Below are 613 nucleotides of genomic sequence, written 5' to 3'. Positions count from 1 at the left end.
GTTCTTGTTCGTCTTCAATCTGGCGAAGTACGTATGATTCTTGGAACTTGTCGTGCAACAGTTGGTGTTGTCGGAAACGAACAACATGGACTTGTTAACCTTGGTAAAGCAGGACGTAGCCGTTGGAAAGGTATCCGCCCAACAGTTCGTGGTTCTGTAATGAACCCTAACGATCACCCACACGGTGGTGGTGAAGGTAAAGCACCAGTTGGTCGTAAAGCGCCATCTACTCCATGGGGCAAACCTGCTCTTGGTCTTAAAACTCGTAACAAGAAAGCGAAATCTGACAAACTTATCGTTCGTCGTCGCAACGAGAAATAATTTAAAACTAGTCGCATAAGCGCTAGATAATCCGCCAGCTCGGTAGCGCTCCATGTGAGCGCAAGCCGCTGTGGTACAACATTTAAAGGAGAAAAAATAAAATGGGACGCAGTCTTAAAAAAGGACCTTTCGTCGATGAGCATTTGATGAAAAAAGTTGAAGCTCAAGCTAACGACGAAAAGAAAAAAGTTATCAAAACTTGGTCACGTCGTTCAACGATCTTCCCAAGTTTCATTGGTTACACTATTGCAGTTTATGACGGACGTAAACACGTACCTGTTTACATCCAAGA

The 613-nt window shown here is 44.0% G+C and carries 1 protein-coding gene and 1 pseudogene; both read left to right on the top strand.

Annotated elements, in window-relative coordinates; all coding sequences use genetic code 11:
- A pseudogene (rplB, locus tag GMD1S_RS10745) lies at positions 1 to 321 on the top strand (50S ribosomal protein L2); the annotation flags it as partial.
- A gap of 101 nt (positions 322 to 422) precedes the next feature.
- Positions 423 to 613 (top strand): 30S ribosomal protein S19 (gene rpsS, locus GMD1S_RS10740; protein WP_000533764.1); only part of this gene is annotated, 191 nt, incomplete at its 3' end.

Origin of the sequence: Streptococcus sp. GMD1S, assembly GCF_000296875.1 — a bacterium.
Lineage (GTDB): Bacteria > Bacillota > Bacilli > Lactobacillales > Streptococcaceae > Streptococcus.
Note: the sequence above shows the minus strand (reverse complement) of the source record. Positions and strands in the feature narration are given on the sequence as shown.